Consider the following 25,732-nt stretch of genomic DNA (forward strand, 5'->3'; position numbering starts at 1 on the left):
CAACGCCCGCGGCCCACCGAATTCTGGCATCTTTCAGCCCCCAGTTCCTCTGCATCGCACAGCAGATGACCCGCTGTGCGCCGACCCTGACCAATCGTGGCAGAGCACACGGGCCGTCGAGCCGGATCCGTCGGGCGACCGGCTCACAACCACCACCGGCACGGCGTGCTGTATCCCCGCAGTGCGCTCGAGCTGGTGCGCGTGCTGGTGGCAGTCGCCGTGATCGTGTCGTGGGCGGGCCTGGCGTGGCGCTCCCGCCGGCGGCAGGCCCGGGCATAATCACGCTGACCGTGCACCATGGGTGCGTTTGTGCAGGTAGAGATATCATTTGGTCCACTCGCGGGCTGAGGGAATCAGCCTGGATGGGCGGTGATCCGGGGTTCGGCATCACCGCCGCAGGCCGCGGATTCGGTATGCGGAGGCGTCGCGGATCGGTGGCCTGCCGGAGGCGTTCCGTCCGGTGCCGCCTGGCCAAGGAGCCGGACGGTCTCGGCACAATCAGTTCGTTCACCTCCAACGGCCACGGCTCACTGCCGGTTTACCTCGGCGCCTGAACCGGGCACGGGCGCCGACCGGTGATGTGCGCCGCGCGAACCGGCCGGCGGCCTGAGCCCACAGCCGTGCTCGGAGCGGGCCTGGCAGGAAGATCAGGATTGCCCGCATGGACCGAAGAACCGGCACTCGACCAGCTCCCGGGGATCGAGAGCGCGCGGCGGGTTCAAGTCTGTCGAACAAACTCGACCCAGCCCCGCGCTGTCAGATATGTGTTCAGGCGGGGCAGATCCTCTTGCGCAGGGGTGGGATATCTGATCACGATCGAGTCCGAAACACACTGGGTGTCGGCGCTTTCTGCAACGGCGATGTTCGCTGTCTGCTCCCTTCGGACCGCGCCTGCGGCGCGGTGAATACTCGCACTGCCCCGGCCCGCACGGGAAGTGGACGGCTGTGACTCTGCGGATTCGCCTGTGACGATTGCAGGCCCAGACATCCACGGTGGTTGTCAGCAGCGTGCCTGGCCAAGGGATCACCTCACCCGGGATTCTGACGGCGCCGCGGGTTTGCGGTAGGGGCGAACCTCGGTCACATCCCGGGCGCGTCCACAGCCCGTCTTGGGTACCATTCTGCCGCAACCGATTTCAAGGAGACCCACGTGTATTCGCAGCACACGCATCAGGGTGCTACCGGCAGCTCGAATTCGCCGATCGAGGACATCGGTCCTCGAATCGCGATCTACAGTCCGGAATTCGCCGCCGATCCCCACGGGCACTACCGCCGGATGCGGAGCGACTACGGATCGCTGGTGCCGATCGAGATATGGCCGGGAGTACCTGCAACTCTGGTTATCAAATACACGACCGCGGTGCGTATTCTCGGCGACTCCAGTCGCTTTCCGGCCGATCCGAGTACCTGGCAGAAGACCGTACCCGCCGGTATCCCGATCATGCCGATGGTCGAGTACCGGCCCAACGCCATCCGCACCAGCGGTGCCGAGCACGCTCGCTACCGCAAGACACTGACCGACGCCTTCGCCGGGATCAACCTGCACTCGGTGCGATCGATGGTCGAGAGTTCCGCCACCGGTGTGGTCAACACGTTCTGCGAAGACGGACACGCAGACGTGTTGAGCCAGTACGCGCTCCCATTGGTCTTCTCGGTGTTCTGCCAAATACTCGGCTGCCCACCGGAAATCGGTGAGCGGGTCGCCGCGGCCAGTGCCGCGATGTTCGACGGCGTCGACACGGCAACGGTGAACGCACAAATGGGCCAAGCGCTGCTCGACCTCACCACACTGAAGCGGACTCAGCCGGCCGATGACATCACCACAAGACTCGTCCAGCATCCCGCGGGGCTTACCGATGAGGAGATGGTGCATCAACTGGTGCTGTTGTTCGCCGCGGGTGTCGAACCGCCACTGAACCTCATCGCCAACACTTTGCTGTTGATGCTGACCGACAGCCGCTTCACCAGCACCGTGCAAGGGATCCCGCTGCCGACGAGGAATGCCATCGACGAAAGGCTGGCGACCGACCCGCCAATGGCGAACTACTGCATCACCTATCCACGCCAGCCCACCCTGATCGACAATGTGTGGCTGCCCGCGCATCAACCGGTCGTGATCAGCATGACCGCATGCAACACCGATCCGCACCTGGACCCCGGCAGTTCCCTGGACAACGGCTGGAACCTGGCGTTCAGCTCCGGCGATCACGCCTGCCCCGCACACGCCCGGCCCTACGGGATCCTGCTCGCGCAGGACGTCATCGATCAACTCCTGGACTACCTCCCGGAAGCCAAACTCGCTGTCGCCCAAGAAGACCTCGTCTGGCGGCCCGGCCCGTTCCACCGAGCACTGACCGCGTTGCCGGTCGTGTTCCCGCCGACTCGCCCGTTTCACACTCTGTAGGCACCCCTCCCTGCGCATCGGATCCGTGGTGGCCGGGCAGGCGTCACTGCCCGGCTATCTCGATCGAGCGGCACGATTACCCGCAGCACTTCGCGGACCGCCTGGTGACCGCCGGTCGCCGAGAATGGCACCCGCACCGGCGAAGACCGACCCCGCGCGCGGCTATCACCCGATAGGCGCGGCGACGTTAACAACAGGCAGCGAGACATTTTGTGTAACATTACAATTCGTGAAGGTAAGGCCGAAGACTGCACAGTGGCAACGAATCACGCGGATCAACCCGACCGTCATAGTGGTTCACCAGCGGTTACACGCTGCCGCCCGGCCGATACGACCAGAACGCCCGCCCCGCCGACACGACCCGATCGGCGCCGTGGCTTCAGGAACTTCTCCAGCGCGCCCGCGGTTCTCGAACACCGAGATCTGCGCCAGGCCGACTTTGCTTGCACGGACCGCGGAACTCCAACGGTCAGGAACGAACGGAATCTCACGTAAAGGTGTGATGCGTCGAGCTTGTGACAGGTGATCGCCTTCCCCTTCTACCGGTCTGCGCGTTGCCCCGGCTGAGCACGCGGTAACCGCGGACCCGGTGCGTCGAAGTGCGGCAGCGATGGCCTCGTATGCCCACCGGTGGATCAGTCACCGCTGGGACAGTAGATGAGTAGGAGGCGGTTATGGGTACACACGGGCGCGCGGAAAGAACATCGCTGGCCGAGCTTCTTCGGCACGGCAGCCTCGATTTCCACCAGCAGTTGCAGAAGATCCTGAGCAACCCGGACTACTTCGTCACCGAGAAACAAAGCCAGGAACAGCGCAGGCAGAACGCCTACGACCAGTTGCGGCATCTGGTCCAGGAGATCGGCAGTACCCGCGACATCGCAATCGACCTGCCCGCACTCTTCGCGGTATTCGACTGGTCAGCAGTGCTGGCGACAGACCTGATTCCGCTGATCTCCGGCCATTACAACCTGGCCTCGGGCAGCCTGGCCACCCTCACCGATTCAGGTTCGGCCGCACCATATCTGGCTGATCTGGACGACGCCTCCGCTATCGGCGTCATGCTACTGACCGAGTTCGGGTGCGGCTCCAATATCCAATTTATGCAGACCACCGCGACGTGGGACGGCGACGGGTTCGTGATCACCACCCCGAACCCGCAGGCCCGCAAATTCATGCCCAGTGTCGGCATCCCGGTCTCCCGGGTCTGCGTCGTCGGTGCCCGCTTCATCGACTCGGCCGGTATCGATCAGGGCGTGCACCTGTTCACCGCACGGCTGCGAGACACCAGCGGAGAACCCGCACCCGGAGTGACGATCACCCAACTCGACCACCAGCCGCTCGTGATCATGGACAACTCGGTCATCAGGTTCGACAATCTCCGGGTCGAGCGCAGCGCCTGGCTGAGCAACGACCTCGCCACCATCGACGAACGCGGGGCGCTGACCTGGCGAGACGAGAACAGTCGAAAACGGGCATTCGCCTCGGCGATCAGCCAGCTCACCGTGGGCCGACTGGCCCTCGCGTCCTGCCTGAACGCGACCGCCCGCGCCTCGCTCTACATCACGCTGCGCTACGCCGCCAAACGGACAGTGCCGCTCACACCGTTCGACAGCCCGCGCATGATCGAAATCCCGCATGTGCGTGACACCTTGCTCACCGATCTGGCCGGTACCGTCGCCCGCACGATCTACGGGAATGCAATCAAGACATCGCTCGCGGGCGGCGATCTCACCGACCGCTACACCGTCGTCTCGGTGATGCTGGCCAAACACTTCATCCAGCCACACGCACTGCAGACGGTGACGAACAGTCGCCTCAAGATGGCTGCCCAGGGCATGTTCAGCGCCAACCGGGTCGCCGACTACATCGGGGTCTGCCACGCGGCCATCACCGGTGAGGGCGACTGCCACGTCCTGGGGTCCGTGGCCGGTCGTGTGCTGGCCAAACACCTCGCCGGCAAGCCGGCGCCCGAAGCGGGTATCCACGATCCCGCCGACCCCGGCGACCGTTTGAGTCTGTTCAACGCTCGCACTCTGACGATCGTGGAGGAAGCACAGCCGTACCTGGAGACACCGGGACTCGAGGCACGGCTGGCGATCATTCCCGACGCGCTCGCCCTGGCCGAGGCATACTGCGCCGAACAGGCGCTGCAACTACTCCACCAACAGGCCACCGAGCATGCCGAGATCGCCGCTGTACGGGACGTTTTCGCACTGAGCTATCTCGATCAGCACGCCACCTGGTATCTCATGCATCAGCTACTCGACATCGACGCAATCGAGTCGATCCAGCAGCAGTTGCGCCGCGCCATCGACACCCTCGCCGAGCACCTACCCCAACTGCTGGACTCATTCGGCTTCGACGATGCGATTCTCGGCGCACCAGTGCTTTCCGAAGATCTACCTGCTGCATGGGAATCCCGCTGCCACGATCCACGGCGCCACTAGTCCCGCCTGGACAGGTCCGGATCGGGCGCCCGGCGTTGGCGCCTGATCCGGCACTGCTCGTCAAGCGCACCGAGCGATCTCCGGATCTGCCTGCGCAAACTCAAGGCCAACGCAGCGCGGACCGACTCGGGAGCCACCCGGCGCCACGACGGCGCAGCATCGATGATGGTCAAGTGGACGAGGACGCGAAGGACGTTGCTGAACTGTTGGGGCTGAGACTGTTTCGAAGCTCCCACGCCGGCGATGTCTCTGGGATCGGAACGACGATTCACGAGATCGACAAACTAGGACAGCATTGCTACCACCGGGCATCGACCACGATCCATCTGCCAGGCCGCGTTTTGCTGGATGCGTTGCCGTTCGGCAAATGCATCGCTTATCTTCGATGATCAGCGCCGTGGAGGCAGTCATCGACACGCTTGTACCCTCGTCGAAGCAAGCCGGCACGCACGACACTTTCCGACGCCGTTACGCGCCGAACGCCTTTGGATCGATTGCCCTTGCCTTCGAAGGTGGTGACGTTGGCTGGAAATAGCCTCGGCAACCCCGCGGAGCTGGGAGGGCACCGGCGCGACACGGCTCGAAGCACACACCACACAGGCGATCGGTGCAGTGGGACAACGGTGTTGGTGTTACTGCCGCTGTCGTGAGCCGAGTCGTCGGGCAAACTGCGCCTGGTCAGAGTGCGGCGCGATGGCGCAGTTCGCCCGGGGAGAGCTTGTAGTGGTCGCGGAAGGCCCTGTTGAAGACCGACAGGGCCGAAAACCCACTGCTGCAGGCAATGTCGGCGATCGTGCTGCTGCTGCTGTGCTGGGGATCAGTGAGCCGGTCGGCGGCGCGCTGTACACGGGTTTTGAGCAGGAAGGCGTGGGGGGTCTGCGCGAGTCGCATTGCGCGCTCGAGTTGGCGGCGCGTGATGCCAAGATGTTCGGCCGGCGAATCCACGCTCAGCCGCGGGTCGTCGCAGTATGCCTGAATGTGACGCTGCGCGTCGCGTGAAATCGCCGCCAGCCGTGTGCTTTCCGGAGCCCGGCGTTCGTCGAGCGCATTCGCTGTTCTTCACTTCGAGAATGTTCGGCACCCTCACCTCCTTGTATACGGCGGCGGGCTATCGGGGGATCCGTCCCGACCATCTGGGCCAGGGCTGCAGTGGCAACGCCGATGATCTGTCGATGGGCGGGCTGGCGCAGGTGTATGCAGCCTTCATCGAGCAACTGAGAGTCGGGCCGGTGCACTGGGTCGGCAAACAGCCAGGGCGGCATGGTCGGGCTACACCGTCGACATTCCTGGCCGCGAATTGGGCCCAGAAGGCCTGGACGGATCCCCGGACACCAACGTCCATCTCCGCCACGACTCACTGCTGAGCGGCGGCACCCCGGACAGCACCACTTCAGCCCGCATCCATGACGGAAATGCTATTCTCCTCCACGGTAATGATGATTCCGAAAAGTATGAGCGGTGTTCTATGCCAGTTCGCTCGCGGAGGAGCCGCGAATCTACAGCCGAACCGGTGGCGCGGGCTCGACCACGCCGTTCACGAGAAGAACCCGCCGAGTGGTGCCGGCTCGGCACCGAGAGAGGATCCACGGTGACGCTGCGGTCCCTGTTGGACGAGGTACCCAAACCCCTGAGTAGGAGCGAAGCCGTTCCGGTGTTCGATCCGGCGACCGAGGAGCGGATCTCCGAGTTCACCGACTTCGGGCCGACGCGCCGAAAGGGTGAGTGAATCCCAGTGTCGACCCAGTTCGATCCCGACGGCCGTGGCCCGTCCCGACTTCGGTTGCTGCTCACCGGAATCGGGTTCGCCCTGGTCCTCACTGTCGCCGCCGGCACGATGATCGCGAACTCGCGTGGCACGTTCCGCAGCACCGTGCCGGTCACGGCGGAGATGGCGAATGTGGGCGACGGGCTACCCCCCAAATCGGACGTGAAATTCCAGGGAGTGCGCGTCGGCCTCGTCACCGCTGTCACACCGGCGGCGGGCGCCGAAATGAACGATGTCCGAATCGAATTGGATCCACACTTCGCGCAGTCGATTCCCCGCACCGTCACCGCGCGGGTAGTGCCGAGCAACGTCTTCGCGGTGCCCTCGGTGCAGCTGGTCTACAACGGCGCGGGCCCCGCAGTGACGGCGGGCTCGCATATCACCCAGGATCGCAGCCTGGCGACCGTGCGCCTGCAGACCTCGCTGGATCAGCTGCACCGCATCCTTGCAGCGGTCGGACGCGAGGACGCCGACACCGCGGTCGGCATGCTGACAACGCTCGCGCGGGCCACCGAGGGACGCGGCTCCGCTGTGGAGAACGCGGGCGCGCAACTACGTGAGATCGTCACGCAGCTGCGGCAAGTGGTGTCGGTGCAGGAGGCTCCTTCCACGCTCGACTCACTGTCTGCGGCGATACACGAAATCCGCACGGCGACACCGGATCTGCTCGACGCTCTGAATCATTCGATCGTGCCGATGCAGACGCTCGCACAGGAGCGGGCCAAGCTCACCGCACTACTCTCCGGAGGTCTGCGCACCTTCGGAACCGTCGGCGACGCACTGGATCACAACACCGACCGCCTCATCGACATCACCACGAACATCTCCCCCGCGCTCGGCGCGTTCGGTGACGGCGCCGCGCACTTCCCGCAGATCAGCGCATCGGTGACCAGACTGAACACCCTGTTCAACGAACTGTGGAATCCCGGGACGCAGCTGATCACTCCGAAGGTCATCGTGCAACTGACCCCGAACCGGCAATACACCACCGCGGACTGCCCCCGATATGGCGCGCTGGCCGGGCCCAACTGCGGCAACCCGGACACGCCCGCACCCATCGGGTCGCTCCCGTCCAGCCTCGACCCGCGAAACTTCGATCCACCGAGCTCGCTGGCCCCCGCGATCGGCCCGGTCGGTAGCCCGCAGGAGCAGCAGCAGATCGCCGACATCCTCGGCGGGAAACCGAATGCCGCCGCCGACATCCTGTTCGGCCCGCTCGCCCGCGGCACCAGCGTCACCGTTGTTCCAGACCCGAACGGAGGCGGCCGATGAGCTATCGCAGGTCGTTGCTCGTACTGATAGTGTTCCTCGTCGTCTCGGTGATGCTCACCTGGACCATGATCGTCACCCTCGAACGCGGCATCAGCGGCGCCACCAATCGGTATTCCGCGATGTTCACCGACGTCTCCGGTCTGGGGGTGGGCGACGACGTGCGGATGGCCGGGGTCCGGGTCGGCAGGGTCGATTCCATTCAGCTCTCCGGCGCGCTCGCGCGGGTCGGCTTCAAGGTACAAAGCGACCAGGTGATCACCGGGAACACCACCGCTTCGGTGACCTATCAAAACCTCATCGGCCAACGCTATCTCGGGCTGGCCATGGGCGTTCACAACGACCCGACCGTCCTGAAGCCCGGCGCCGAGATTCCGGTCGGCCACACCGAGCCATCGTTCGATATCTCCAAGCTGCTCAACGGATTCGAGCCGCTGTTCGGCACGCTGGACCACGCCGCGATCGACAACATCACCGGCGCGCTGATCAAGGCGCTGCAGGGCGACAACAGCGCGATCACCACCCTGATCGCCGAAACTACCCGGCTCGCAGAGGCTTTCGCCGGACCGGACGAGGTGCTGGGCCGGGTTATCACCAATCTCGCCAACATCACCGGGAACCTCGCTGCGCAGAGCGGGAATTTGACCACGGTCATCGAGCAGACCCGCGCGCTCTTCGAGGGACTGGCCCGCAACCGGCAGGTCCTGTTCGATTCGGTGGACCGGATCTCGGCGGTGGTCGACCGCGCCTCGCAGATCGTGGCCGCCGACCAGCCCGCGCTGAACGACTTCCTGAACCGTAATCCCGGCTACTCCCAGCACTTCCTGGACAACAAGTACAAGTTCGAATACCTGGGCTTCAACCTGCCACTGGTATTGAAGGGCATGGCCCGCATGACGCAGGAAGGGCCCTATGTCGATGCCTACCTCTGCGATATCTCCGTCTCTCTGGTCCCGGGCCTGACTCCGCTGATTCCGCAAATAGTCGACGCGGTGACCCCGGGCGGGGCGGCCCAACACACTTCCAAGTGCAGGTGAAAGACATGCAGCTACAATGGCATCGACTCCGCCGCAACATATTCCGGCGTCGGCCGCTCGAAGATTTCAGCAGGCCGTGGCTCGGTCTCGCCGCGATCGGCCTGCTGGTCCTGGTGGTAGCCGTTGCGCTTATTGTCAATTCGCTCGATATCGGGCAGCGACGCGTGGAGGCGGACTTCGCGCAAGCCGCACAGCTCGGCGTCGGGGATCAGGTGACCGTGGCGGGTGTCCCGGTCGGGCGGGTGGCAGGGTTGCGGCTCGCCGGCGACCATGTCTCGGCCACGCTGAGCATCAACAACGATGTGGCGCTGGGCTCGGCCACGACGGCGGCGATCAAACTCACCACGCTGCTCGGTAACCGCTATGTGGAGCTGCGACCAGCGGGCTCCGGCAGCATGGCCCGAATCCCGCTGGCGCAGACCGAAGTTCCCTACGATCTGCAATCGGCGCTGTCCGACGCGACGACGACGTTCGACCAGGTCGACGCCGACAAGGTGGGGACGGCGCTCACCGATCTGTCCACCCAGCTGCAGGGCTTGCCGCAGCTGGTCCCGTCGGTGATGCGGAACATCAAGACGCTCTCGGGTGTGATCGCCGAGCGCCGTGACCAGATCGGCGCCCTGCTGACCAGTACCAGCCAGCTGACCACGGTGATCCAGAACCAGCGCACCAACCTCGGCGTGCTGTTCACCCAGGGCAGCGAACTGCTACAGGCTGTTCAGGCCAAGCGCCAGGCCATCACCCAAATCCTCACCGCTACCGCGAATCTGGTGAACACGCTGCAACCGCTCGCGGTGAACGACCAGCCGGAGATCCAATCGCTGCTGAACAATCTGAACCAGATCACCGGGATGCTCGCCCGCCACGACGACCTGTTCCGCAATATCCTGCAGATTCTCCCGGTGACCTGGCGTAACTGGGCGAACCTGACCGGCTCCGGAACCGAGTTGGACGCGAACGCCACGTCCGGAGCGTTTATCGACTCTTTCATGTGCGCGCTCGTCGCACGGGCCCCGCAGGTGAATCTGCCGCCGTATTCGGAGGATTGTAAATGAGGTCGCTGCCCCGCTCGGTCAAGCTCGTACTGCTGCTCGTGGCCGTCGTGGCGATTGCCGGTGCGGCCACCGGATCCATCGCCCAGATGACCAGCGAAACCCTCGTGGTAACAGCGCAATTCGAGAGCGCGGCCGGCGTCTTCCCAGGGAATTCGGTGGATGTGCTGGGAATGCCGGTCGGCAAGGTGAAGTCCATCGAGCAACGCGGGGCATACGCCGAGGTGCGGATGAGCGTGGACAGCTCGGTCCGGATTCCCGCCACCGCCACCGCGGTCATCGTCTCGGATTCGGTGCTGACCGACCGGCACATCGAATTCACGCCCGCCTACCGCTCCGGACCGGCGCTGGCCGACGGCGCCGTGCTCGGCACGGACCGGACGAGGACCCCGGTCGAATTCGACAGCCTGCTCGCGATGGCGGACAAGCTGTCCTCCTCACTGGCGGGCGACGGGCAGGGAAACGGGCCGATCGGCACCATGGTCGATGTCGGTACCGCGGTCACCGGCAGCAACGGCAACGACATCAAGGGTGCGCTGGACCAGCTGTCCCGGGCGCTGCGCATGGGCGACGATCACGGCGCGGCGACCCGCAACGCGATCACCACGCTGGTGAACAACCTGGACTCGCTGACCACCGCCGCCTCGAACAACGACCAGAAGATCCGCGACTTCGGCCAGGGCGTAAGGCAATTGAGCGACCTACTCGCCGACCAGCGCCTCGGCGACGGCGACACCGGCGCGAAGCTGAACGAGATCCTCACCCGGACAACCGATCTCTTGCAGCAAAGTCGAGGCGCGCTGGCAGGCACGATGTCCGGCGGGAACGTCGTCGTCAAGTCCCTGGCGGACTACAACCGCGAGGTCGCCGAGTTCATGGATGTGTTTCCGCTGGCCGTCGACAATGCCTACGGCGCGGTCGACCAGCAGGCCGGCGCGGCCCGGGTGCACGTCAACATCGACAAGGTCGTGCTGGACGGACAGATGGTGAAGGAGATCTGCAACCTGCTCGACATGAAGCAGCTGGGCTGCAACACCGGGAAGGCGTCGGATATGGGACCGGACTTCGGCGTCGTGGCCATGCTGGCCGGAATCGCAGGTTTGCCGAAATGATCACGAGAACAACACTATTCGTAGTCGTCGCGGCGGTGAGTATGCTCTCGGCGAGCGCGTGCTCGGTGAGCCTGGACACGATGCCGCTCCCCGCGCCCTCGGTCGGGCCGCACAGCTACGCGCTGACCGCGACCTTCGCCAACGCGCTCAACCTCCCGACCAAGGCCAAGGTCAAGCTCGACGGCGCCGATGTCGGCGAGGTCGAGTCCATGCGAGCCCGCGACTACAACGCCGTCGTGGCCCTGCGGATCCGCTCCGAGGTGGTGCTGCCGGCCAGCACGACTGCCGAACTCCGTTCCGCCACACCGCTGGGCGACGTTTTCGTCGCGCTCATCCCGCCGCCGAATCCGCAGCCCGGGGCAGCGGCCCTGCGCGATGGTGACCGCATCCCGCAGGCGTCGACCTCCGCAGCGGCCACCATCGAAGATGTGCTCGCCCGCGCCGCGCTGCTCGTCAACGGCGGCGTGATCCGGGATCTGACGAAGGTGATCAACGGACTCGGCACCGAATTCGGCGGACACGGTGACCCCCTGGGGGATCTGATCGCCCAGTCCACCGAGCTGGTGCGGACCCTCTCGGCACGGTCGGACCAGATCCGGACCGTGGTCCTCGACACTACGGCGTTGACCGATTCAATTGCGGCGCAACAGAACACCGTCAACAGTGCGGTCGCAGCGGCCGGACCCGCACTGTCCGCCGTGAGCTCCGACACACAGAACATCGTGGATCTCGCGGCCCGGCTGGACCAGATCGCCCGCAACCTGCAGAAGTTCCCTTCGATACAGGGCAAGGGTCAGCGCAGCCTGGTCACCGACATCGACAACCTTGCCGCCGGGCTCAATACCGCCGCCCAGGACCCCGCCGCCAATCTCGACCCGCTGCTGCGCACCCTGTCCATCGTCGGCGACAAGGTGGGCAACGCCCCCGCGGCCAGCGTGGACGCCGACATCGCCCAGTTGGCACTGGGACCGGCGCCCGATCCGAATTTCGCGGGCAATCCCGAGGCCCGAGTGCCCGATCAGACGGACTGGGTCAACTTCGTCGGTTCGCTGGCGTACACGCTGGGGCGGCTGCACGACCGGGTGATCGGACCCGGCCGATGAATCCACGGTCCACTCTCGGTGTCCTGGAGTCGATCTCGACCGTGATCGTGTCCTTCGTCGACCGGCTGGTCCGGCATCGGCTCACCATGTCGTGGCTTGCACTGCTGGCCACATTGCTCATGGGCGCAACGTATCTCGTGTTCGGATCGCTGGAGTTGAATCCGCTGGCATCGACCTATCAGATCCGGGTAGACCTGCCGCAGTCCGGAGGACTGCTGCCGGACCGCGACGTGACGGTGCGCGGAGTACGGGTGGGCAAGGTGTCGTCGGTCGACCTCGCCGGCGGTGGTGTGGTCGCGATCGCATCGATCGACAGCCGCACCCGGATCCCCGCCGACACCACGGTTCGAGTGGCGGGATTGTCGACGGCCGGTGAGCAGTACCTGGATTTCGTCCCCTCGACCTCCCAGGGGCCGTACCTGGCCGACGGCGCGGTTGTCGACACCGCCCGAACCTCCGTGCCGGTGCAGTTGGCGCAGCTACTGGGCGATCTCAACGGCACCATCGTCCAGCTCGATCCTGGCAAGCTCCACACGATCGTGCACGAACTGGGCGCCGGGCCCGCGGCGCCGGAGAAACTGGCGGCGATCATCGACGGCGGCACGTTCCTGATCACCACGCTCGGTTCGGTGCTGCCGCAGACCGTCAGCTTGCTGCACCACAGCGAGATCGTGCTCAGCACATTGCGCGATGTCGGGCCCGGACTGGCGGCCACGGCGAACGATCTCGATCGCACCCTCGCCGGGGTGGAGTCGATGACCGGCGGATTCCGCACCCTGGTCGACGCCGGACCGAATGCGCTACAGACCATGGATCAGATCATCGCCGACAACTCCCCGACGATGGTCCAGCTGCTGGGGAATCTCGCCACCGTCGCCCGGATGTCGTATCTGCACGTACCGGCCATCCAGGATCTGTTCTTCCCGCAGCAGCGAGCCGGTTCCACGGCGGACGCCGCTTCCACGGCAGTGCGCGACGGCACCTTATGGGCGCTCGTCAGTATCTATCCGCGCAAACAGTGCGACTACGACCTGCCGCGCCCGCCGGCCATCCTGCCCAATTTTCCCGAACCGTACCTTTACACCTACTGCAACGACCCCACCCTGATGCCGCGCGGCGCTCGCAACGCACCGCGACCGTCCGGCGACGACACCGCCGGCCCGCCCTCGGGTGTGAATCCACTCGCGACCGCCGACACCACACCCGTGGGGCCGCTGTCGATTCCGACTCCCTACGGCGGCTCGCCCGCACCGTCCTATGTACCGCCGAAGTAACCACGACCGACAACGATCAGGAGGACCACGATGAAGAAGGCGACGATGGAGGTAGATGAGGGTTGTGCCGGGGCAGGCGAAACACCCTCTGTGGCAACGGATGTCGCGGAGGATACTGAAACAACTACCGCAGCAACCGAGTCCGCGCACGATTCGGCATCACCGACTGCGGCAGCCGAGTCCGCATCGGATGCCGAACCACACCCTGCGGCACGCAAATCCGTGCACCCCGAATCAGCCCCGGCACGCGGATCCGATACGGACACCGCGGCGAAGGGCGGCGCACGGATGACCGAGGCCACGGCAACGGCAGACGACGAGTCCGCAAGCAAGGATGACGTAGCGGAAAATGCCGCGGCCCAGGAGTCTTCGCCGAAATCCCGGCGACGGCGCTGGGCCGTACGCATCGGTGCCGGTGCCGTCGCCGTACTCGCGGTCGCCGCGACCGTCACCGCCACGTTCTTCGGCTGGAAACTGCACGACCGCGAGCAGACCGACGCCGCGGCCCGGCAGGCCTCGGCCGTCGCCCAGAACTATGCGGTCACTTTGACCAGCATCGATTCCCAGCACATCGACCAGAATTTCGCCGACGTGCTGGCCGGTGCGACCGGGGAATTCAAGGATATGTACGCGCAGTCCAGCGATCAGCTGAAGACACTGCTGGTCCAGAACAAGGCGGTGAGCAAGGGCCGCGTGGTCAGCGCCAGCGTCAAATCCGCGTCGAAGGATCGTGTCGAGGTGATGCTGTTCGTCGATCAGCAGGTGACCAATACCGCCAGCGCCGATCCGCGCCTTGATCGCAGCCGCATCATCATGACGATGGAACGCGTCGGCGGCCACTGGCTCGCGGGCAAAGTGGAAATGGCCTGATATGGCAGTCCGATCGTCCGGGCCATCGACGTCCCGGATCACCGCGTGGGGCCGCGGCTATTTGCACCGGCATCCGGTCGCTTCGCTCGATACCGTGGGTGCGCAATTCATCATGGGTGTGCGTGCCGTGCAATACCTCGTGACCGATATCGTGACGGGCCGCTTCGCTTTCGAGGAATTCGTGCGGCAGGCCGCATTCATGGTCAAGACCTCCTATCTGCCGACCATCGCGGTCGCACTTCCGATCAGTGCCACCCTGTCGATTCAGTTCGGCCTGATCGCAGGCCAGGTCGGCGCCACCTCTTTGGCCGGTGCCGCAAGCGGTCTCGCGGTCATCCGACAGGCCGCACCCGTGGTCACGGCTATGCTGCTGGCCGCAGCCGTCGGATCGGCGATCTGCGCTGACCTCGGCTCCCGCACCATTCGCGAGGAGATCTCGGCGCTGGAGGTCATGGGCGTCTCGGTACTGCACAAACTCGTGGTCCCGCGGGTGGCCGCCGGTGTGCTGGTCGCGGTCGGACTGACCGGGCTGAGCGCGTTCGTCGGATTCCTCGCGGGATATCTGTTCAATGTCTATGTCCAGGGCGGCACGCCCGGCAGTTTCATCGCCACTTTCTCCTCCTTCGCCCGCATCGGCGATATGTATCTGGCGGTGGTCAAGGCCATCGTGTTCGGGATGATCGTGACCGTCGTGGCGTGCCAGAAGGGGCTCAGCACCAAGGGTGGGCCCGGCGGAGTGGCGAATTCGGTCAATGCCACCGTGGTCGCCTCGATCGTGCTGCTCATGGTGGTGAACGTCGGGTTCACCGAAATCTATACGATGCTCTTCCCACGACAGGCGCTCTGAGATGGCTGCACCCTTTTATCCACTCGGCCTCGGCAGACTCGTCCGCACGGCCGGTCCGCCGTTGACGGGAATGATGCGCCTCGGGCACATCGCGACATTCCTGTTCCGCACGCTGTTCTCGATTCCGGTGGTACTGCGTCACTATCGCAAAGAACTGCTACGGCTGATCTCGGATATCACCTGGGGCAACGGGTCGTTGATCGTCGGCGGTGGCACGGCCGGAATCATTGTGGTGCTCGGCGCGAGCGCCGGTGCGCTGGTGGGAATCGAAGGCTACAGCGCCCTGAAATTGCTCGGGATCGGCCCTGCCACCGGACTGGTTTCGGCAACGGCCTCGACCCGGGAGTTGGCGCCGATCATGGCCTCCATCGCCTTCGCCTCGCAAGCGGGTTGCCGGTTCACCGCGCAGCTCGGCGCCATGCGCATCGCCGAGGAGATCGACGCGCTGGAGACGATCGCCATCCGGTCCATCCCCTATCTGGTGACGACCCGCCTGATGGCCTCGGTGGCGACCATCATCCCGCTGTACTTGGTCTGTCTGGCAATGAATTTCGTCTCGGTCGAATTCGCGATCGGCATCGCCGGCAGCCGATCCCCCGGAACCTTCAGCCACTATTTCCATCTGGTGCTCACCCCTGCCGACATCCTCTACTCGCTGGCGAAGGCCATCGTTTTCGTGGTGATCACCACGATCATCCAGTGCTACTACGGCTACTACGCCACCGGCGGCCCGGTCGGCGTCGGTGTCGCCGCCGGCCGTGCCATGCGCGCAAGCATCACCGTCATGATCTGCGTCAATCTACTGATGACGCTGGCGCTGTGGGGTTTCGACTCCGGAGCCCGGATCAGCGGATAAGGATTACGTCGACGCACCGTCGTAATCGCCGGGTTCAGCGATATCCCTTGCCCGCACGTCTTCTGAGCCCGCGTTTGCGGGCGAACACCGACCAAATCCGGTGCTGCGCGCACTGTTCGGCACCCTGTGGGTGGTCCAGGCCGCATTGCCCTACCTCCGCGCCCAGGGCAGCGGCCGCATCATCAACGTGGCCAGCCCCGCTCGGCCTCGCCTCCTACCCCACCACGGGCGGCTACAGCGCCGCCGAAGCAGCCGTCGAGGCGACTCTCGGACTCCCCGGCCCAGGAACCCTGTCGGCTATTCGACTTTCACCCCGCCGGAGAGTCATCGCCACAGGCTGACACTGGTCAGTGACGGGATTGAGCACGGCCGGCCAAGAAAACATCGACGATGGAGGCGCAGTCGTCCCCCGTCGCGGGGGCACTACCGATCAGCCGGAGGAAGACGATCGGGCCGATGAGCTGCGCCAGGGCCAGTTCGGTATCGGCATCGCCGAGAATCGCACGGGCATCGGCACTTCCGAGCAACTCGTCGAAAGGCTGGCGATGCTGCTCGATGATTCGCTGCCGTAGCGATACGAAGGCCGGCGCCTCGCCATAGTCGGTCTGATCGGCGGTGGCCAGCCACGCGAGGGTCGTGACGTGCACCGGCGCGCCGTTGATCAGCGCCGCCTGGCGAGTTACCAGCTCGACCAGTCGATCTCGCAGCGAACCATCAGCCGGTGCTTGGACTACCGGGGGCAACAGTTGCTCCAGCGCCGTCGCACGCAGGTGCGCGACGTTGTCGAAGTGCCGATACAGCGTGGTGCGCGCCACCTTCGAGACCCGGGTGACCGCCTCGATCGTGATTGCCTCCACTCCACCGCTTTTCAGCAACGAGGTAGCAGCCTCCACCAATCTCGCCTGAGATCGCGCCTTGCGCGGATCGACATCGTCATGCGTTGGTTCGACAGAGCCGGTCATGACTCGAGCATTCCTCCTGCGTGACGACTATCCTCCACCGAGGTAGTTATGATACTGGTAGTACTGTACAGATACGGCCAGTAGCATAGAGGGATACGATGGACTCTGCCTCGATCCGAATGTCCCCGACTCAACGCCGAACACTCGTAATCAATTGTCTGGCAATCGTTCTGGTTATGGCGTCAATGGCAGCGCTCTATACCGCGCTACCCCAGATCGCAGCCTCCAACGGTGCGACCCAGCAGCAAATAACGTGGATCGTGGACGGCTACACCCTCGCGCTGGCTTGCCTCGTCCTACCCGGAGGCGCACTCGGGGACCGCTACGGCCGGCGCGCCACGCTGGTAGTCGGTTTGACGCTGTTCGCCGCAGCTTCCGCGGTACCACTGGTAGTGGATGGATCATCGTTTCTCATCGCCGCGCGCGCCGTGGCCGGCGCCGGGGCGGCATTGGTCATGCCGTCCACCTTGTCCCTGCTGACCGCCGGATTTCCCGCTTCTCGGCGTGGGCTGGCGATCGGCATCTGGGCCGGAATGGCCGGTGCGGGAGCGGTTGTCGGGATCATCGGTTCCGGACTGCTGCTGGAGCGCTGGTCGTGGGAATCGATCCCGCTGGCCATGAGTGTCATCGGCGTGCTACTCGCGGTCGCAGCGACCACGGTGCCCGAGTCCGCAGATCCCACACCTCCCCCGTTCGACCTTTGGGGCGCAGCCCTTTCCGCGACCACCGTCGGACTGCTGGTACTTCTCACGATCGAAGCACCCGCGCGCGGCTGGTCAGATCCGATCCCGTGGGCCGCGGGTGGCGGGGCCCTGCTCGCCGGTGCAGCCTTCGTCATTGTCGAATTGCGAGTCACACACCCACTGTTGGATGTCCGCCTGTTCGCTGACCGCGGGCTCGGCAGCGGGACCATTTCGATCGCGATCCAGTCCTTGGTCTCGTTCGGGCTGTTCCTGCTCATTGTGCAATACCTGCAATTGATCCTGGGCTATCGCCCGCTGCTGTCGGCATTGGCCATGGCACCGATGATCGGCCCGATGGTATTGCTCTCCCCCGTTTCGCCCTGGCTCGCCGATCGGTTCGGACTACGACTGGCGAACGCCGCCGGCCTGGCGATACTCGGAATCGGATTACTGTCGGTCGCACACCTATCGGCGGGCAGCACCTATCCGGATCTGGTGTGGCCCTTGCTGATTACCAGCACAGGTATCGGGCTTGCCACGGCGTCCGCCACGACCGCCATCGTCTCCGGTGTTCCCACGGCCAACCACGGTATCGCGGCAGCGGTGAATGATGCCGCCCGCGAGGTCGGCGCGGCGATCGGGATCGGGATAGCGGGCAGCATTCTTGCCGCCGGGTACGGCAAACGTATCGCGCCGGTCGTTGCCGCACTCCCTGAGCCCCTGCGCAGTCCGGTATCAGATTCCCTCGCGTCCGCGCTGCAGGTGACCGATCACCTCGGGCCGCAGGCGACGCCGCTGGCCGACGCGGCCGAAGCCGCGTTCGTCCACGGCGTCCGGCAGGCCTCTTTCGCGCTCGGCGCCATCACGTTCGTAGCGGCGATCGCGATCGGAATATGGGCCCCCGGTCGGCCCGTCGAACGTCTTGCGCCAGAACAGTCTCCGGTCGTTCCGCACACCTGAACCCGCACGCTCGGAAGCACCTCGATCACGAACCACGCTGCAGCCCAACCTGTTCAGGCGGTAGATCTTTGTTCTCTGTTTTGCAGACTCTAGCTTTGCCACGGGGGTCGACGGCATGACCAGCGCCAACTTCTCGATAGCTCCGTCCGGATCTCACAGCATGGGGTGCGCTGCGCGCCACGGGAACAGGCGTCGGCGGCCGCCGGGCGCGCCATGCAGGCCGGCGGCACGGTGATGATCTGCGTCAACCTGTTGATGACGATGGCGTTGCGGGGATTCGACGCCGGAGCGCGGATCAGCGGATGACGCAATAGCTCCGGGAGACCACTCCGGTCGCGCAATCGTGCCCGCGTCCGGACTGCGCCTGATCTCAGGCGGGCGAACCTTGCCATGTGCCGAACAACAAGTCGGCGACCTCGCGGGCGAGCAGTTCGGGGCGCAGAGGTTCGCGGAATTCGTTGGCGGCCCAGCGGCGGATGTTGTCGCTGACCAGTGACTGCGCAATGTATGCGGCGCGTGTGACGTCGATGCCTTCCGGGAGTTTTCCATCGTGCTGGGCCTGTCGGAAAGGCTCCAAGAACAGAAAGGTCAGTTGGCTTTCCGCGACGCCTTCGTCGAAGGCGCGGCGTTCGAGCCGGTAGGTCTCAAGAACGGCTTCGAAGACCAGCTCGGCCGGATAGGCGCGGGATTGACGTTCCAGTGTCGCGATGACTACGGCGATTACGTCGGCCAGGTCGTATGGACGGGCGACCACGGCGCGGGCTGCCTGGTGGGCATCGCGCATGGTGAACACCTCGATTCCGAGCAGCACGTCCTCGCGCCGGGAGAAGTACACGTAGAAGAGCGCTTTGGAGACACCTGCGGCCTTGCAGATGTCGGTGACGGTGGTGTCGGCGAAGCCTTTGGTGCGCCACAGCGCCATCGCCGCCTGCATGATCGCCTTGCGGCTTGCCTCGCCACGAGCGCGGACCGGAACAGCTCTCGATTGACTGTCGTCACCCTTCGTACCTCGCGAAGCCGCTGCCATAGCTGCATACTACATAGCAGCCATTTATTGACTACCGTCAATAATGGTGGGAGGCTTCGGGCACGGAACAGGCGGCTGCGATCCCGGTGTCCGGCGCGTGACTCGCCGGTCCGATCGAAGGGGACCGACTGCCCAGCGGGAAGGAAGTTGGGTATGCAAGCCCTCCTCGGCAAGGACGACCACGCAGCGATGACGAGCGTGCGCGCGCAACATGCGGTTCTATGGTCGACGCCGGTGGTCGCGCTGGTGTTGCTGCTGTTGTTCCTATTGTTCCCCGGCTTCTTCCCGCCGATGTCGCCGGACATGACAGCAGAGCAGGTGGCCGACTTCTACCGTGATCACACGGCATTGATCCGGTTCAGCATGGTCGGGTTCAACCTGTGCGGGATCTTCGTCGTCCCGTTCTTCGTCTTGATCCTGGCTCAGATGCAGCGGATGCGTGGTCAGAGCCATATCTTCGCGTTCTCGTACCTGGCCGCGGTCGTGGCCGGGGCGACGCTGTTCGCGTTGTCGGACATCTTCTTCGCCGTGGCCGCCTTCCGTCCCGATCGGTCGCCGGATCTGATCCAAGTCCTCAACGACCTGGCGTGGATCATCTTCATCGCGCCGATCGGGATGCTGGTGGCCCAGTTCGTGCTGCTTGCGCTGGCCGTGTACTTCGACGACGCGCAGGCGCCGGTGTTCCCTCGCTGGGTCGGGCACTACGCCCTGCTCACCGCAGTGGCGATGGCGCCATCGGCTGCGGCGGCGGTCGTGCACGACGGTCCGCTGGCCTGGAACGGATTGGTGTCGTTCTGGCTGCGCAACGGCGCGATGGCGGCCTTCGTCGTCGTGATGTTCTTCGTGCTGCGATCCTGCTACAAGCAGCAGGCTTGGGAGCACGAGGCAGCGGAATGACCACCGTGACCCCGGACGGCGGTACGGTTACTCGCCCGGACGGCGAGCGCAACATAGGCCGTGATGTCTACATCACGTATTGGGTGTTCGCCGCCTTCTACGCCGCGATGTCCGCGGGAGTGGTGCTGATGGGCCGGGCCACCCCGCCCCCACGGCCGGACGTGACCGACCTGCAGTCGGCACACTGGTTCGCCCAACATGCCACAACCATCCGGATCGGGTTCCCGATCCTTCTGGCGATCGCCGGCGGTGCCGCGATATCTAACGGCATCATCGGCTATTTCATGAAGCGGATGAGCTCGGGACCGGTTCTGGCGTACGCGTTCATCGGAAGCATGGGTGTCGGCGCCGTCCCCGGGTTCCACCTGATCCTGGTGTGCTATCTCACCGCGACGTTCCGTCCCGAGCGCGATCCGCGGATCATCCATATGCTCTACGACCTCGGCAATCTGTCCTACAACGGATCGCTGGGATGCTTCACCACCGCGTACGCCATGCTCGCGATCGCCATCCTCTACGACCGCAACCGCATCTTCCCCAAATGGTTCGCCTACATCTCGATCTGGCAGATCGTCACCGAGGTGGTGGCGACCCAGATGTGGGTGTTCCATTCCGGCGCGTTCGCCTGGAACGGCATGATCACCTTCTATATCGCCGTGGTGATCTTCGGCATCTGGGTCGCGTGCCTACTGCCGCTGATGTGGAACGCCGGCCGGGCCGAGACTCCGGACACCCCTGCGATCTACCGGGAGGATCCGCGATGACCGTCTCGGATCGGGACACCCCCACCGACTTGGAGCGAACCGGGCCTGCGACCTGCAGTCCCGAGCGGCTGCCCGGCGGCGACCTCGACATATGGGTGATGGTGCTCGGCGATCTGTTCTTCTTCGGCTGCTACTTGATCGTCTACATGGTGTTCCGCGACCGTTCCCTGGAACAGTTCACCGCCGCGCAACGGCATCTGAACATGAGCATCGGTGTCACCAACACCGTCGTCCTGCTGACCAGTTCCATGTTCATCGCTTCCGCAGTGCAGGCCGTCCGGCGCGGCGCGCCGCGGACCTCACAACGACTGGTGCGGGCCGCGGGCGCATGCGGGGTCGTGTTCATTGTGCTCAAGGGATTCGAATGGCATCAGGAGGTGACCCACGGATACACCGTCATTGACGAGTTCTTCAGCTTCTACTTCGTGCTCACCGGCATCCACCTCGCTCACCTGGCGCTGGGCCTGCTGATCCTCGGCGTCGTCGACCGGGAACTTTCCAGCACCCACAGGCAACGCCCGTCGCTGGTCGAACAGGGCGCCACCTTCTGGCACATGATCGATCTGCTGTGGGTCGTCATCTTCGCCATTCTCTACTGCATGAGGTGACCACAGACATGAACACACCCATCGCCCGCGCGCGCCGGCTACAACCGGCCACCCGCAGGAACGCCATCGTATGGATCGCGCTGATGGCCATCACCATCGTCTGGTGGCAGCTGACCCCGGAGGACCACGGAAGTGCGACTGCGTCCGGAAAAGTACTCGTCAGCGCTATCGCTGCGCTCGGGATGATCAAGTCCCGCTTGATCATCCGCTACTTCATGGAGATCCGTACCGCCCCCCGATGGCTACGATTTACCACCGATGGCTGGATCGTCGTCCTCTGGCTGGGCCTCCTGGGAGTAAACCTCTACCGGTGACGGCCCACCGAATCGGACCTTGTCTCGACCAGCCCTCGGTCACGGCCGCACCTCGCGACTGTGCCGTATCAATCAGGTCTCAGCGTAAGACTCCGTTCGCGGGTCCCAGGGAGGGGCCGGAGGACGGGTGGACCGATCACCCGGTGATCGTGGGGCTGGCCGAGGAGATCGTCCGCCGACACGGGGAAGGCGGGGTCGGCACCTCGGTGGACGCATTCCACACCACGGTCCTGCACGGGCTGGAGGCGCGGTGGTCGTCGCCTCGCGACATATACGGGATCTGTGCCGGTCACCGATCTGCGCGCCTCTTGGCTGGTTGGCTGCGGCTTGGTTCCGGTCGGTCAGCGTGCTGGGTCACGAGGGTGCGATCGGTGGTAGCGGTTCACGAGGAGTTTGAGAGCGTCTGCGGTGGGAGGACCCGATGCTGCCGGCGTATACCAGCAGGTGCGGTCCAGGTCGGCGGGGAATTCCATCGCTCCGAGGCCGAGGTCTAGCGCGTCGACAACAGCATGGTGCTGCGTCTTGTTGCCGGTTCGGTGGAACCGCACGTTGTGGGCTTCCCGGTCGCGCGCGAATTCCTCGCTGCGGGTAGACAATTCACCGATGAGTTCGATCAGCCGCAGGTCGCGGGCAGCTTCGGTGCGGAGCATGCCGGCGATGTCGTCAGCGGCGCGGTGCCAGTCGATGAAGAAATCACGGGCGGCGGGGTCGCCACTATCGATGCATTCGACACCGGCCACTGCGGCGGCCCCGAACCCGGCATAGTCACCCCGCCGACCTTCAGCCGGGCCATCCCCGCCCGTGGAGGGCACCCTGCTCACAGCAGCCTCTACTCGAACAACCCATCGCCACCCGCTCAATAGAATGTTATTCTCGCCAAGAGAGAATGCGGATTCCACTTGGAAGCCGGACAGTGTGACGCGCCGATGCGCAAGAGCGCGCAGGGCAATGGCGCCGACCCCTGGCGGGAGTGAATCCACGACTCCATCCCGATCGAGAACGTCGCACACATGCAAGGAGCGATACCAATGACGGTGCAGTCTGTGCTGGATGAGATCCGTAAACGGCCCGGGACCGGTGAGGTGATTCCCGTCATCGATCCGGTTACCGAGGAGCAGATCACCGAATTCACCGATTGCGGGAGTGAGGCCGTCGACACCGCGGTCGCCCGGGCCAAAGCGTCCTTCGAGTCGGGCGCCTGGCAGGGTCTGACCGGTAGCGCGAAAGCCAAGGTGATGTGGCGAATCGCCGACCTGATCGATCAGAACGCCGACGTTCTGGCCGAATTGGAGTCCCTGAACGCCGGCATCCCCACCAACCAGGCCCAGACGATCGTGTCCGTCGGTTCGGAGTGGTTCCGCTACTACGCGGGATGGTGCACGAAGGTCGACGGTATTTCGCACGATGTCAACGCCGGCGGCCTGACCGGCGTCGACTCACATATGCATGCCTACACCCGCAAAGAGCCGTATAGCGTTGTGGGCCTTATCTTTCCGTGGAACGGTCCGGTGTTCAACTACTGCGCCAAGCTCGCTCCGGCCCTCGCGGCCGGGTGTAGCAGCGTAGTCAAACCAGCGGAGGAGACACCGCTCTCGGCACTGGTCCTGGACCGGATCCTGGCCGAGGCGGGCGTGCCCGACGGGGTGGTGAATCTGCTGACCGGCTACGGTCACACCGCCGGCGCGGCGATCACCGCGCATCCCGACGTAGATAAGGTCGCGTTCACCGGGTCGACCGAGGTCGGGCGGGAGATCGCGCGGGCCTCGGCGGGCAGCAACCTGAAAAAGCTCACCCTGGAACTCGGTGGCAAATCCCCGGTGCTGATCTTCGACGACGCGGACCTGGACATGGCGATCATGATGGCCGGGTTCGGCACCTTCGTGCACTCGGGCCAGGCCTGCGTGTGCGGATCACGAATCCTGGTGCAACGCAGCGTGTACGAGCGGGTCGTCGAGGGCATCGCACAGCTGGCCGACAACCTCAAACTGGGCGGCCCGAAGGAAGAGGGCAGCATGATCGGCCCCCTCATCAGTGCCAAGCAGCTCAGCCGTGTCATGGGATACATCGATCAGGGCAACTCCGATGGCGTCGAGGTCGTCACCGGCGGGCACCGGCTCGACCGGACCGGGTACTTCGTGCATCCGACCGTGCTCACCAATGTCGATCCGGCCACCAGCAAGCTCTACCAGGAAGAGATCTTCGGCCCCGTCGTCACGATCCTGCCGTTCGACGACGAGGACCAGGCGGTCGCGATGGCCAACGACAGCACCTATGGCCTGGCCGCCACCGTCTGGACCCGCGACCTCGCGCGTTCGCATCGACTGGCCAAGCGGCTGCAGGCCGGAACCGTATCCCTGAACTGCCAACTTGTCTTCGATCACTCGATGCCTTTCGGCGGCTACAAGCAGTCCGGATGGGGCTACGAGTCCGGCAAGGCGGGCATCGACACCTACCTGCAGACCAAGACCGTCTGGGCGCAGTTGTAGCACCCACCCATAAGTGCCCGCCGGTGAAATCCGGTGGGCACTTGTTCTTGCGACGACTGCACCTTCGCGATTCCAGATGGCCTGAGATGCAACGAGTTCGGCGACCGACTGCGTGCGGTCGCCGAACTCCCTGTCACATCGGCGTTATCGCCGATCCTGCGGCGTTCCCCCGCCAGCGGTCCGTGTCACAGGTCCGAGGTGAGCACGTTGCCCTCCGCGATCGCAGGCTCAGGTCACCGGCGATCGACCGGGAGGGGCCGTGCTCAGGATCGAGCGAATCATAGAACGACTGGTTTGCACGCGCGCCGAACGATCGGCTGCGTCGACGAGATCGGCTGCGCTCGTCCCGATTACGGACCCGGGGTCAGGACCGCAGCGCGCGCAACAACAGCGCCCAGCCGTCCCTGGCCACCGCCACGCGGTCACGCTCGGGGGTCTTGTTCAAAAAGGCGCCCAACATCCCGATGGCCAGAAAAATCTCCTGCGCGGTGGCATCGGCGCGAATACTCCCACGACGCGACTCGTCGTCGAGCTTGTCCGAGAGCAAGGCGAACATCCGCTCGATGACGCCCACCAGCCGGGGATCGGCGCTGTCGACAAGCTGCAAAGGCTCGAAGAATGCTGAGGCAGTGGTCATCTGGTCCACGATTTCCGACAGCAGTTCATCGAGCGTCGAGTCGGCATCGGCGACCAGCGCCTCGAGTTGCCCGATGTTCTCCTCGAAGACCGCCAAGATAATCGCCTCGCGGTTCGGGAAGTGCCGGTACAGGCTGCCCTGCCCAACTCCCGCGGTGCGGGCGATCAGCGATAAAGGTACGTCCAGGCCGCGTTCGGAGAATATGGCCTTCGCCGCGGCCAGCAGGGCAGCGCGATTCTCCGCCGCAGCGGCGGGACCCCGATTGGCACGGCGTGGTGAACTCACGCGGTCAACCGTACCGACGAGGTCGTCACGAGCCAGCACAGCCAGCCCCGTCTCACTGAAGATATGAGTGTTC

At 64.8% G+C, this 25,732-nt stretch carries 26 protein-coding genes; 21 read left to right on the plus strand and 5 right to left on the minus strand.

Annotated features, from left to right (window positions below; translation table 11 throughout):
* The first annotated feature begins 96 nt into the window (after positions 1 to 96).
* The 4 genes from OG716_RS12285 to OG716_RS12300 all read left to right on the plus strand — a co-directional run bounded on the left by OG716_RS12285 (position 97) and on the right by OG716_RS12300 (position 5,240).
* Complete coding sequence (locus OG716_RS12285; RefSeq protein ID WP_405137759.1) at positions 97 to 279, plus strand: hypothetical protein; 183 nt, start codon at positions 97 to 99, stop codon at positions 277 to 279.
* 871 nt (positions 280 to 1,150) lie between these two features.
* A complete protein-coding gene (locus OG716_RS12290) occupies positions 1,151 to 2,404 on the plus strand; it encodes a cytochrome P450 (RefSeq protein WP_405137760.1) in 1,254 nt (417 codons plus the stop codon).
* Positions 2,405 to 3,078: 674 nt separating this feature from the next.
* Entirely contained in the window at positions 3,079 to 4,851 is a 1,773-nt protein-coding gene (locus OG716_RS12295; protein WP_405137761.1) for an acyl-CoA dehydrogenase, read from the plus strand.
* Between the two features lie 173 nt (positions 4,852 to 5,024).
* Positions 5,025 to 5,240 (plus strand): hypothetical protein, encoded by a 216-nt coding sequence (locus OG716_RS12300; RefSeq protein WP_405137762.1) that lies wholly within the window; start codon positions 5,025 to 5,027, stop codon positions 5,238 to 5,240.
* A 289-nt stretch (positions 5,241 to 5,529) separates the two neighbouring features.
* Here the strand turns inward: OG716_RS12300 and OG716_RS12305 are convergent, their stop codons facing one another.
* Entirely contained in the window at positions 5,530 to 5,742 is a 213-nt protein-coding gene (locus OG716_RS12305) for a helix-turn-helix domain-containing protein (protein ID WP_405139649.1), read from the minus strand.
* A gap of 179 nt (positions 5,743 to 5,921) precedes the next feature.
* Here OG716_RS12305 and OG716_RS12310 point away from each other — a divergent pair, with 179 nt between their 5' ends.
* The 11 genes from OG716_RS12310 to OG716_RS12360 all read left to right on the plus strand — a co-directional run bounded on the left by OG716_RS12310 (position 5,922) and on the right by OG716_RS12360 (position 16,036).
* Complete coding sequence (locus OG716_RS12310; RefSeq protein ID WP_405137763.1) at positions 5,922 to 6,215, plus strand: alpha/beta fold hydrolase; 294 nt, start codon at positions 5,922 to 5,924, stop codon at positions 6,213 to 6,215.
* 224 nt (positions 6,216 to 6,439) lie between these two features.
* Positions 6,440 to 6,577 (plus strand): hypothetical protein, encoded by a 138-nt coding sequence (locus OG716_RS12315; protein WP_405137764.1) that lies wholly within the window; start codon positions 6,440 to 6,442, stop codon positions 6,575 to 6,577.
* 6 nt (positions 6,578 to 6,583) lie between these two features.
* Complete coding sequence (locus tag OG716_RS12320; protein ID WP_405137765.1) at positions 6,584 to 7,888, plus strand: MlaD family protein; 1,305 nt, start codon at positions 6,584 to 6,586, stop codon at positions 7,886 to 7,888.
* On the plus strand, positions 7,885 to 8,922 hold the full coding sequence (locus tag OG716_RS12325) for an MCE family protein (RefSeq protein ID WP_405137766.1): 1,038 nt from the start codon (positions 7,885 to 7,887) through the stop codon (positions 8,920 to 8,922). Before OG716_RS12320 ends, OG716_RS12325 begins: the two co-directional genes overlap by 4 nt.
* A gap of 5 nt (positions 8,923 to 8,927) precedes the next feature.
* Positions 8,928 to 9,977 carry an MCE family protein gene (locus OG716_RS12330; protein WP_405137767.1) on the plus strand — a complete coding sequence of 350 codons (1,050 nt, stop codon included), beginning with the start codon at positions 8,928 to 8,930 and terminating at the stop codon, positions 9,975 to 9,977.
* On the plus strand, positions 9,974 to 11,086 hold the full coding sequence (locus tag OG716_RS12335; RefSeq protein WP_405137768.1) for an MCE family protein: 1,113 nt from the start codon (positions 9,974 to 9,976) through the stop codon (positions 11,084 to 11,086). The genes OG716_RS12330 and OG716_RS12335 overlap by 4 nt, the downstream gene beginning before the upstream one ends.
* Positions 11,083 to 12,189: an MCE family protein gene (locus tag OG716_RS12340; RefSeq protein WP_405137769.1), complete on the plus strand. Its 1,107-nt coding sequence runs from the start codon at positions 11,083 to 11,085 to the stop codon at positions 12,187 to 12,189. Before OG716_RS12335 ends, OG716_RS12340 begins: the two co-directional genes overlap by 4 nt.
* Entirely contained in the window at positions 12,186 to 13,463 is a 1,278-nt protein-coding gene (locus OG716_RS12345) for an MlaD family protein (RefSeq protein WP_405137770.1), read from the plus strand. The genes OG716_RS12340 and OG716_RS12345 overlap by 4 nt, the downstream gene beginning before the upstream one ends.
* 288 nt (positions 13,464 to 13,751) lie before the next feature.
* Positions 13,752 to 14,333, plus strand: a complete 582-nt coding sequence (locus OG716_RS12350) for a hypothetical protein (RefSeq protein ID WP_405137771.1) — start codon at positions 13,752 to 13,754, stop codon at positions 14,331 to 14,333.
* Position 14,334: 1 nt separating this feature from the next.
* Entirely contained in the window at positions 14,335 to 15,180 is an 846-nt protein-coding gene (locus OG716_RS12355) for an MlaE family ABC transporter permease (RefSeq protein WP_405137772.1), read from the plus strand.
* Between the two features lies 1 nt (position 15,181).
* Positions 15,182 to 16,036, plus strand: coding sequence for an ABC transporter permease (locus OG716_RS12360; RefSeq protein WP_405137773.1), 855 nt, complete (start codon positions 15,182 to 15,184; stop codon positions 16,034 to 16,036).
* 347 nt (positions 16,037 to 16,383) lie between these two features.
* Here the strand turns inward: OG716_RS12360 and OG716_RS12365 are convergent, their stop codons facing one another.
* Positions 16,384 to 16,998: a TetR/AcrR family transcriptional regulator gene (locus OG716_RS12365; RefSeq protein WP_405137774.1), complete on the minus strand. Its 615-nt coding sequence runs from the start codon at positions 16,996 to 16,998 to the stop codon at positions 16,384 to 16,386.
* Positions 16,999 to 17,174: 176 nt separating this feature from the next.
* On the opposite strand from OG716_RS12365, the gene OG716_RS12370 reads away from it, so the two are divergent.
* Complete coding sequence (locus tag OG716_RS12370; protein WP_405137775.1) at positions 17,175 to 18,641, plus strand: MFS transporter; 1,467 nt, start codon at positions 17,175 to 17,177, stop codon at positions 18,639 to 18,641.
* Between the two features lie 370 nt (positions 18,642 to 19,011).
* Here the strand turns inward: OG716_RS12370 and OG716_RS12375 are convergent, their stop codons facing one another.
* Positions 19,012 to 19,668, minus strand: coding sequence for a TetR/AcrR family transcriptional regulator (locus tag OG716_RS12375; RefSeq protein WP_405137776.1), 657 nt, complete (start codon positions 19,666 to 19,668; stop codon positions 19,012 to 19,014).
* 153 nt (positions 19,669 to 19,821) lie between these two features.
* Here OG716_RS12375 and OG716_RS12380 point away from each other — a divergent pair, with 153 nt between their 5' ends.
* Genes OG716_RS12380 through OG716_RS12395 form a run of 4 tightly spaced genes read left to right on the plus strand, consistent with a single transcriptional unit; the run spans position 19,822 to position 22,251 of the window.
* Positions 19,822 to 20,565 carry a hypothetical protein gene (locus OG716_RS12380; RefSeq protein ID WP_405137777.1) on the plus strand — a complete coding sequence of 248 codons (744 nt, stop codon included), beginning with the start codon at positions 19,822 to 19,824 and terminating at the stop codon, positions 20,563 to 20,565.
* Positions 20,562 to 21,329, plus strand: a complete 768-nt coding sequence (locus OG716_RS12385; protein ID WP_405137778.1) for a hypothetical protein — start codon at positions 20,562 to 20,564, stop codon at positions 21,327 to 21,329. The genes OG716_RS12380 and OG716_RS12385 overlap by 4 nt, the downstream gene beginning before the upstream one ends.
* Positions 21,326 to 21,937, plus strand: coding sequence for a cytochrome c oxidase subunit 3 (locus OG716_RS12390; protein WP_405137779.1), 612 nt, complete (start codon positions 21,326 to 21,328; stop codon positions 21,935 to 21,937). The genes OG716_RS12385 and OG716_RS12390 overlap by 4 nt, the downstream gene beginning before the upstream one ends.
* 8 nt (positions 21,938 to 21,945) lie before the next feature.
* Positions 21,946 to 22,251: a cytochrome C oxidase subunit IV family protein gene (locus tag OG716_RS12395; RefSeq protein WP_405137780.1), complete on the plus strand. Its 306-nt coding sequence runs from the start codon at positions 21,946 to 21,948 to the stop codon at positions 22,249 to 22,251.
* Positions 22,252 to 22,592: 341 nt separating this feature from the next.
* On the opposite strand, the gene OG716_RS12400 is transcribed toward OG716_RS12395, so the two are convergent.
* Entirely contained in the window at positions 22,593 to 22,991 is a 399-nt protein-coding gene (locus OG716_RS12400) for a hypothetical protein (protein ID WP_405137781.1), read from the minus strand.
* Positions 22,992 to 23,279: 288 nt separating this feature from the next.
* Here OG716_RS12400 and OG716_RS12405 point away from each other — a divergent pair, with 288 nt between their 5' ends.
* A complete protein-coding gene (locus OG716_RS12405; RefSeq protein ID WP_405137782.1) occupies positions 23,280 to 24,737 on the plus strand; it encodes an aldehyde dehydrogenase family protein in 1,458 nt (485 codons plus the stop codon).
* 364 nt (positions 24,738 to 25,101) lie between these two features.
* Here OG716_RS12405 and OG716_RS12410 read toward each other — a convergent pair whose 3' ends face one another.
* Complete coding sequence (locus OG716_RS12410; RefSeq protein WP_405137783.1) at positions 25,102 to 25,659, minus strand: TetR/AcrR family transcriptional regulator; 558 nt, start codon at positions 25,657 to 25,659, stop codon at positions 25,102 to 25,104.
* Positions 25,660 to 25,732 lie beyond the last annotated feature (73 nt).

The organism is Nocardia sp. NBC_01388, from assembly GCF_045040085.1.
Taxonomy (GTDB): Bacteria; Actinomycetota; Actinomycetes; order Mycobacteriales; family Mycobacteriaceae; genus Nocardia.

Bases quoted from the DNA above. Each gene is read 5' to 3' on its own strand.
- OG716_RS12295 (WP_405137761.1), top strand. From the start codon at position 3,079: ATGGGTACACACGGGCGCGCGGAAAGAACATCGCTGGCCGAGCTTCTT.
- OG716_RS12305 (WP_405139649.1), bottom strand. From the start codon at position 5,742: ATGCGACTCGCGCAGACCCCCCACGCCTTCCTGCTCAAAACCCGTGTA.
- OG716_RS12310 (WP_405137763.1), top strand. From the start codon at position 5,922: ATGTTCGGCACCCTCACCTCCTTGTATACGGCGGCGGGCTATCGGGGG.
- OG716_RS12325 (WP_405137766.1), top strand. From the start codon at position 7,885: ATGAGCTATCGCAGGTCGTTGCTCGTACTGATAGTGTTCCTCGTCGTC.
- OG716_RS12330 (WP_405137767.1), top strand. From the start codon at position 8,928: ATGCAGCTACAATGGCATCGACTCCGCCGCAACATATTCCGGCGTCGG.
- OG716_RS12335 (WP_405137768.1), top strand. From the start codon at position 9,974: ATGAGGTCGCTGCCCCGCTCGGTCAAGCTCGTACTGCTGCTCGTGGCC.
- OG716_RS12340 (WP_405137769.1), top strand. From the start codon at position 11,083: ATGATCACGAGAACAACACTATTCGTAGTCGTCGCGGCGGTGAGTATG.
- OG716_RS12345 (WP_405137770.1), top strand. From the start codon at position 12,186: ATGAATCCACGGTCCACTCTCGGTGTCCTGGAGTCGATCTCGACCGTG.
- OG716_RS12350 (WP_405137771.1), top strand. From the start codon at position 13,752: ATGACCGAGGCCACGGCAACGGCAGACGACGAGTCCGCAAGCAAGGAT.
- OG716_RS12355 (WP_405137772.1), top strand. From the start codon at position 14,335: ATGGCAGTCCGATCGTCCGGGCCATCGACGTCCCGGATCACCGCGTGG.
- OG716_RS12360 (WP_405137773.1), top strand. From the start codon at position 15,182: ATGGCTGCACCCTTTTATCCACTCGGCCTCGGCAGACTCGTCCGCACG.
- OG716_RS12365 (WP_405137774.1), bottom strand. From the start codon at position 16,998: ATGACCGGCTCTGTCGAACCAACGCATGACGATGTCGATCCGCGCAAG.
- OG716_RS12370 (WP_405137775.1), top strand. From the start codon at position 17,175: ATGGCGTCAATGGCAGCGCTCTATACCGCGCTACCCCAGATCGCAGCC.
- OG716_RS12375 (WP_405137776.1), bottom strand. From the start codon at position 19,668: ATGGCAGCGGCTTCGCGAGGTACGAAGGGTGACGACAGTCAATCGAGA.
- OG716_RS12380 (WP_405137777.1), top strand. From the start codon at position 19,822: ATGCAAGCCCTCCTCGGCAAGGACGACCACGCAGCGATGACGAGCGTG.
- OG716_RS12385 (WP_405137778.1), top strand. From the start codon at position 20,562: ATGACCACCGTGACCCCGGACGGCGGTACGGTTACTCGCCCGGACGGC.
- OG716_RS12390 (WP_405137779.1), top strand. From the start codon at position 21,326: ATGACCGTCTCGGATCGGGACACCCCCACCGACTTGGAGCGAACCGGG.
- OG716_RS12395 (WP_405137780.1), top strand. From the start codon at position 21,946: ATGAACACACCCATCGCCCGCGCGCGCCGGCTACAACCGGCCACCCGC.
- OG716_RS12405 (WP_405137782.1), top strand. From the start codon at position 23,280: ATGACGGTGCAGTCTGTGCTGGATGAGATCCGTAAACGGCCCGGGACC.